The following is a 7,501-nucleotide window of genomic DNA, read 5'->3' as shown; positions in this document are numbered from 1 at the left end:
GCCCAGCCCGGGTCTGGGGGCCCCCGGTTGCGCCGTCTTACCCGTGGGCTCCCCGCCCGGGCCCTCCGCCCGGTGTTCCGGGCGCCGGCCGGGCCGGTCCTCGACCGCTGGGCGCGGGCCGCGGGAGTGGCCCTGCGCGGACACGGGAGGTCGGTGGCGTCCGGTCCGCCGCACACCCACTGTAGGACGCCGAACTCACCCCGCACACCTGAGTTCTGACGGTGCGTCGATAATCAGTCACTCTCCGCGCCCGGTCAAGCCGGGCAGAGCGTGGTGAACCCCCCGTAACAGCTCTTCGATGAAGTCGTGAGGGTCCGGGCCGCTCCCGTGCGCTGTGCCAGGATGGGCGGCGATGCGACTGTGCACCGCCGTCGCACCCGAGGGGGAGTGGATGTACGGCAGTCACAACGGCCGGTTCGGCATGCGGGGCACGGGCGTGGCCGTGATCGGAGCGGCACTGCTGCTCGCGGGATGTTCCTCTTCCGGCGACGACGGCAAGGGCTCCGGCGGGGGCAAGAACCCGGCGGCCATCGGCCAGCAGCCCAAGGCCACCGACCCGTACTGGGTCAACCCCGACGGGAACGCCGCCCGGCAGGTCGCCCGCTACACCGAGGACGGCGACACCAAGAACGCCGCACTGGTCCGCAGGATCGCGCAGCAGCCGGTCGGTGAATGGATCGGACCGGACAACCCGGAGGCCGAGGCGAAGGGCTTCACGGAGGCCGCCGACAAGGCCGGCCGGGAGGCACTGCTGGTCCTCTACAACATCCCGCACCGCGACTGCGGACAGTTCTCCAAGGGCGGCGCCGCCGACGGTGACGCGTACCGCAGCTGGCTGGAGGGCGTCGCCAAGGGCATCGGCGACCGCGGCGCCACGGTGATCCTGGAGCCCGACGCGGTGCTGCACCTGGTCGACGGATGCACCCCGCAGCAGTTCCACGAGGAGCGCTACGACCTGCTCAAGGGCGCGGTGGAGCGGTTGAAGAAGCAGCCGGGTACCAAGGTCTACCTGGACGCGGGCAACGCGGGCTGGCACACACCCGACGCGCTCTTCCAGCCCCTGCGGCAGGCGGGCATCGAGGCGGCCGACGGATTCGCGGTGAACGTCTCCAACTTCCAGACCACCGCGGTCAGCAAGGACTTCGGCAAGCAGCTGTCGGCGAAGGTCGGCAACAAGCCCTTCGTCATCGACACCAGCCGCAACGGCAAGGGCCCGTACACCGGCGGCGACCCCGCGAACAGCTGGTGCAATCCGCCGGGGCGCGCCCTCGGCGAGACGCCGACGACGTCCACGGGCGACGAGCAGGTCGACGCGTACCTGTGGATCAAGCGCCCGGGGGAGTCCGACGGCGACTGCCGGGGCGGCCCGAAGGCCGGTGCCTGGTGGCCCGAGTACGCGCTGGGACTGGCCCGCGGCACCGAGTAGGAAGGGACCTGTCCGGTGCCGCGGCCCGGGCGGCTACGGCACCTCCACCCAGGTCCCCTCGGACGGCGTGCCCTTGTCGTCGGTGACGAACAGCATGTACCAGCCCGACGGCACCAGCGCCCGGTTCTTCGGCACGGTCACCGAGATCCCGTCGTCGGACTTCTTCACGTCCAGCGCCACCGACCGCTGGTCGGTGTCGGTCACATGCGTGACCGCGCTCGGCCGCATCAGCTTCGCCGATTTGATCGTCGAGGCCTGGTTGGTGGTGAACATCGCCGTGCCGCCGCGCTCGATCCTCTTCGGTCCGGCGGTCAGCTCGGGCCGGGAGTCGCGGTACAGGTACGGCGGGGTGTAGATCTCGATGCGCTGCTCGAAGACGCCGGGCCGGGTGTTGGCCTTGTCGGAGTAGAGCGAGTCCGATCCGAAGATCATGACCCGGCCGTCCGGCAGCAGCACGGACCCCGAGTGGTAGTTGCGGCCCACCGCCGGGTCGGCGACCCGCTTGTACGTGTCCGACTTGGCGTCGTACAGCCGGGCCTGCAGGACGTTGGATCCGCCGCGGCCCCGGTAGTCGTTGGAGCCGCCGGTGACCAGCAGGGAGTCGTCGGGGAGCAGGGACGCGCTCGGGTAGCGGGTGCCCTCGTCCAGGGAGGCGCCGTCCTTGAACTTCGGGTCGGCGTCCTGGAGGTCGACCAGCCGGGACTTCTCACTGGACTTGTCGGACTCGCCGACCCCGCCGCCGCCGATCACCATGAACTTCTCGTCCTGGGCCGGAGGCAGCCGTACGGTCGCCGAGGTCTCCATCTTGTCCGGGTCGCTCAGACCGGGGATCTTGACGAACTTGTTCGTCGCCAGGTCCCAGACACCGGGGGCACGGCCGACCTTGGCGGGGCCGTAGCCGGCGTTGGAGCCGGAGTAGAAGAGCTTGCCGTCGTTGAGGAGGAAGACCGCGGGATAAGTGGGGAACTTCCGGATGACGCCGGTGTACTTCCACTTCTTGGTCTTCGGGTCGTAGACCTCGTCCTTGCCGGGGACGATCTGCCCGATCTCGTCCAGACCGGAGAGGGCGAGGACCTTGCCGTCCTTGAGCGTGGTGAGCGTCGGGTACCAGCGGGCCTCGTTCATCGGGTCGACGGTGATGTACTTCTCCGCCACCGGATCGAACTCGAAGGCCTCCCGGATGCCCTGGAAGTCCTTCTTGTCCATGGCGAGCTTCTGGGCGATCCCGTACACGTTGCGGGTGTCGGAGCCGGACAGGCCCGCTATTCGGTAGTTGTCCTCGGTGCCCGTCTCGTACTTCGTGCCGGACTTCTGCGCCTCGACGTAGATCCGGCCGAGTCCGGGGTCGTTGCGCAGGAACGCGCCGGTGTTCTTGTCGAACACCTTCTTGGCCTTCTCCACCAGCACGGGGTCCTTGGTGACGAAGGTCTTGCCGTTGTCCTTGCCGGTGAATCTGGTGCCCGCCGGAAGCGTGATCGGCTTGTCCGGGTCCTCGTTGTGGACGATCATCAGGCCGCCGGCCTTGGTGACGTCGCCCTTGAGCTTCTCGTACTGCTTCGTACCGCCGGCTATCAGCAGTTTGCCGTCGGGCAGCTGGGTGTGACCGGCACAGAACATGTCCTTGGGCGTGGGTATGTTCTTGAACTCATTGGTCTTCGGGTCCCACAGCACCGACCGGAAGCTCTTCGCGTCGAAGTTCTTCTGGTTGTTGCCCGAGCCCGCGACGAGCAGCACCTTGCCGGTGTGCAGCAGCGCCGCGTGGATCGTGTTGATCTTGTACTCGGACGGGATGTCCAGGAAGTCCCAGTGACCGTTGTCGGCCTTGTAGCCGGCCTGGTTGATCTTGTAATCGTGGTAGCGCTCGGTGCTGAAGCGGTAAAGCCACGGCCCGTTCGCGCCCACGAGCGCGAGAACCACCGCCGTACTGATCGCCATGCGGCGGGTACGGCGGCTCGGACGGTACTTCATGGTTTACGTCCCCCAAGGGCGATCTGCATGGTCTCTTCGTTGCCGGCCCAGTGGGGTTTCTCCTGCTGGGCGTCGGCGGGCGGGCCGCTCGGTGGCGGTGGTCCCGCGCGTCGCTTCTTCTTCTCCGCCCGCACGGTGTACTGCCAGCCGAAGACCGGCGCCGCGGTGATCAGCAGCGCCAGTGCGGCCCAGGTGAGCATCGCCGGATGGCTGTGGCCGAGAACGAACGACGCCACGATCGAGCCGCCGAAGACCAGGATGAAGAAGAGGTGGATGCGGAAGGTCCCGAAGAGGGTGTCCGGGCTGGAGGAGTCGCCCTTGGGCGTGACCACGAACGAGCTCTTGCGGCGCAGCACCGCGTCCATCAGCGAGCGGGCGTAGATCGGCGCGGAGAGGGCGGACATCACCATGCCGGCCAGACCGCCGGAGCCCTCGGGCTCGTGCGGCGAGACGTTGTGCCGGCGGTTCCAGATGTACAGGCCGATCTGGAGCGCGGAGGCGTTGCCGTACAGCATCATCCAGACCGTCGGATCGATCTGCACACCCGAGGCGCCCATCCCCAGGAACAGCGCGCAACTCAGCGCCGCGAGGATCCAGTTCATGGCGGACATCGGGTAGAAGATGATCATCATGGTGTAGTTGAAGAGCTTGCCCACGGGCAGTGAGAAGAAGCCCTTCCAGTACTGCTTGAGGATCGTCTCGTACGTCCCGCGCGACCAGCGCAGCTGCTGGGTGAAGAAGTCGGTCCACGCGGTCGGGCCCTCGCCCACGGCCAGGACGTCCGGGGTGTACACGGAGCGCCACTTGCGGCCGGTGTGCGGATTGCGGGCGCGGTGCATCTCGAAGCCGGTCGCCATGTCCTCGGTGATCGAGTCGTACAGACCGCCGATCTGCTTGAGCGCCGAGATCCGCACCGCGTTGCTGGTGCCGACGAACATCGGCGCGCCGTAGCGGTTGCCCGCGCGCTGGATCAGCGCGTGGAAGAGGAACTGCTGCGACTCCGCGGCCTTGGTGACGAAGGTGTCGTAGTTGCCGTAGACCTGCGGGCCGATGACGAAGCCGACGTCCGGGTCGCGGAAGTAGCCGAGCATCCGCTCCAGATAGTTGGGCATCGGCACGTGGTCGGTGTCGACCGAGGCGAAGAAGTCGTACGCGTCGCCGTGCGCGTCGAGCCAGGCGTTGTAGTTGCCGTGCTTGGTCTTCGCGCGGTGCGGGCCCTTGGCCTGGTTCCAGTGCGCCACGCCCTTGCGGGTGAAGTGGTGCACCCCGAGCCGCCGGCAGACCTCCTTGACGGCCGGGTCGTCGCCCTCGTCGAGGAGCCAGACGTGCATCAGTCCGCGGTGCCGGATGCGGACGGCGGCCTCCAGGGTCTTCGTCACCATCTCCAGCGGCTCCTTGCCGGGGACGAAGGAGGTGAGGAAGGCGACCCTGGTGCCGTTCTCCGGCACGACCGGGACGGGATCGCGGGCGACCAGCGTGGCGTGCGCGTTGGACAGGACGTTCATGGTGCGGAAGAGCTCGATCAGACCGATCGACACCAGCATCACGATGTCGAGGATCAGCAGCGTGTCGTTCTTGAGATTCGGATCGCGCTGCGTCCAGTGCTCGGGCTGCATCAGCCAGGCGAACAGGCCGAGCGAGACGAGCGGAGCGGCGCCCAGCAGGAGCGCCGCGCGTATCCGGTGCGGTTCCTGGGAGAGGAGCGAGCGGTACTGCACGGTGTACGGCTTGGCCGGATCGGGCTGGGTCAGTGGCCCGGCGAGCCGGCTGTAGTGCTCGTAGTCGTAGCGTGGCAGCGCCTTCTGCGGACGCCGGCGGCGGCCCCCGGTCCGGAGCTGCGGGGGTATCCGAAGCTGCGTGGTCCGGGACGGGTCGTTGTTCTGCCGGGCGCCTGGCGGCGTCGACGTCATGGGTCATCCCCCTGCACGCAGTCGGGCTGCGTGGTCGGTCGGTCCTTTCGCCCGCCGCGTGCCCCCCTGGAACGCGACCGACGGTTCAGTGGCAGGTCACCCTTCCTGAGACATGGAACGGCGCCCTTCCGGTTGCATGATGCCTGCTCGGCATTTGCTCATGCACGAGGCCCCCACCTCGTATCCGACACAACCGGAATATCCCCCTACTCACGCCCCCAACTGCGCGGGTCCCCGGTCCGGTTGGCGCCGACGACCCCCAGACAGGTTGGCCGACACCGGCCGTGATCGCAAGGGTGAAACAGGCTGTTAACCGCTCATACGCACGATTTGAGGGACTCTTGCGACGGGGGGACGCGGAGGCGTATGAGGTGGTCTGTGAGGTGTCCGCGAGAGCCCCTCGCGCCGCACGGTGACCGGATGGTGACTGTCCGTCGGCTGTGAGTGAGCTGTGCGTGAGCAAAGGGGCGGCGTGTCGTCCCCCGTGCGGAGGCGCCGGACAACGGTCAAGGCCCCCTCGCGCGTGGTGAGGGGGCCTTGACTTCGCGTGCGCCGCCAGGGACTCGAACCCCGGACCCGCTGATTAAGAGTCAGCTGCTCTAACCAACTGAGCTAGCGGCGCCTGCTGACCTGGAGAACATTACCCGATCCGGGGTGGTGCTTCCGACCATTTCCCTGCCGCAGCGGCCTGTCGGATGGTCGTTTTTTCTCTTCTATCCGTCAAAATGCATTATGTCAGGAGAGTTGAGACACTGACGCCCGTGCAGATGCGCCCAAAGATCTTGACGACTGCGGAGGGAATCGCATGACTGTGCCGGCCTTCGAGGAGTACGTACCCGCCATCGACTGCACCTGTGCGGGGTGCGCCGTACAACGGCGAACCGCAGCCGCGGCCCTGCCGACGCGGCAGGGAGGACATCCGGCCGCGCACGGCGCGCGGCGTGCGCTGGTGCTGGTCACCGCTGCCGGAGTGGTGCTGAGCGCCGGTCTGGCGGAGGCGGCGACCGCTGCGGCCGACCCCGCCCCGGTCACCGATCCGGGCCCGGTGGCGGACGGCGGCCCGCCGGCGTCCGGCGCGGTGACGGCGGACCTGGTCACACCGGCCGACCCGGTCGACGCGGCCGATCCGGACGATCCGGGTCCGCAGAGCCCACAGGGCGGACCGGGCCCCCTGCAGGGCGCGGGAGCCTCCGGCCCACCGGCCTCGCAGACGAGTACGCCCACGCTGCGCAAGACCACCCGGGCCGACATCATCAACCGCGCGAAGAAGTGGGTCACCGCGCAGGTCCCGTACAGCATGAGCAAGTACTGGTCGGACGGGTACCGCCAGGACTGCTCCGGCTATGTGTCGATGGCCTGGGACCTGGCCGGCAACGAGTGGACCGGCAGCCTCGCCTCGTACGGGACGCGGATCGCCCGGGAGGACCTCCAGCCCGGCGACATCCTGCTCTTCCACAATCCGGCCGACCCCACGAAGGGCTCGCACGTCACGATCTTCGGCGGCTGGACCGACTACACGCACACCCACTACACGGCGTACGAGCAGACCACGCCGCACACCCGCAAGCAGACGACGCCCATGGCGTACTGGACCAACTCGGGCAACTACGTCGCCTACCGCTACAACGGGCTGACCACCGGGTCCGGCGGCAGTGACTCGACGACGGCGTTCCCGGGGGCCGGGAAATTCGGCCCGGGTGCGAACAACGCCTACGTCACCCAGCTCGGGAAGCTGCTCGTCGAGCGGGGCGGCAAGCGTTTCTACAAGGTCGGCCCCGGCCCCGCCTGGGGCAGCGCCGACCAGAAGGCGACCGAGGCGTTCCAGAAGGCCCAGGGCTGGAAGGGCAAGGAGGCCGACGGGATCCCCGGCCCCGACACCTGGCGTCTGCTGACCACCGGAGGCGGCCACGACATCCCCGCCGCGGGCGGAACCGGCGGCTCGACCGCGGTGCCGGCCTTCCCCGGACGGGGCTATTTCCGGCCGGGTCAGTCCAACAGCCATGTCGACAAGCTCGGGAAACAGTTGGTGAAGAAGGGATACGGCAAGTACTACCTGTCGGGCCCCGGGCCGCGGTGGACGGAGGCGGACCGGCGCAATGTCGAGGCCTTCCAGAAGGCCCAGGGCTGGCGGGGCACGGAGGCCGACGGCTACCCGGGTCCGGAGACCTGGCGGCGACTCTTCGCGTGACACGACGGA

At 68.5% G+C, this 7,501-nt stretch carries 4 protein-coding genes and 1 tRNA gene; 2 read left to right on the top strand and 3 right to left on the bottom strand.

Translation table 11 applies throughout. The features are described from left to right. Positions 1 to 391 precede the first annotated feature (391 nt). Entirely contained in the window at positions 392 to 1,426 is a 1,035-nt protein-coding gene (locus ACFVW8_RS16510) for a glycoside hydrolase family 6 protein (RefSeq protein ID WP_389690431.1), read from the top strand. Between the two features lie 33 nt (positions 1,427 to 1,459). On the opposite strand, the gene ACFVW8_RS16505 is transcribed toward ACFVW8_RS16510, so the two are convergent. From ACFVW8_RS16505 to ACFVW8_RS16495, 3 genes are all read right to left on the bottom strand, one after another. After that, complete coding sequence (locus tag ACFVW8_RS16505) at positions 1,460 to 3,394, bottom strand: galactose oxidase-like domain-containing protein (protein ID WP_389690425.1); 1,935 nt, start codon at positions 3,392 to 3,394, stop codon at positions 1,460 to 1,462. Beyond that, positions 3,391 to 5,304: a glycosyltransferase gene (locus ACFVW8_RS16500; RefSeq protein WP_389690423.1), complete on the bottom strand. Its 1,914-nt coding sequence runs from the start codon at positions 5,302 to 5,304 to the stop codon at positions 3,391 to 3,393. The genes ACFVW8_RS16505 and ACFVW8_RS16500 overlap by 4 nt, the downstream gene beginning before the upstream one ends. Before the next feature lie 548 nt (positions 5,305 to 5,852). Then, a tRNA-Lys gene (locus tag ACFVW8_RS16495) sits at positions 5,853 to 5,926 on the bottom strand. 183 nt (positions 5,927 to 6,109) lie between these two features. Here ACFVW8_RS16495 and ACFVW8_RS16490 point away from each other — a divergent pair. After that, entirely contained in the window at positions 6,110 to 7,492 is a 1,383-nt protein-coding gene (locus ACFVW8_RS16490; protein WP_389690421.1) for a peptidoglycan-binding protein, read from the top strand. Positions 7,493 to 7,501: the final 9 nt, after the last annotated feature.

Source organism: Streptomyces sp. NPDC058221, assembly GCF_042882365.1.
In the GTDB taxonomy this organism is placed as follows: domain Bacteria; phylum Actinomycetota; class Actinomycetes; order Streptomycetales; family Streptomycetaceae; genus Streptomyces.
The sequence above is the reverse complement of the archived record's forward strand: the minus strand, read 5'-3'. Positions and strand labels throughout refer to the sequence as shown.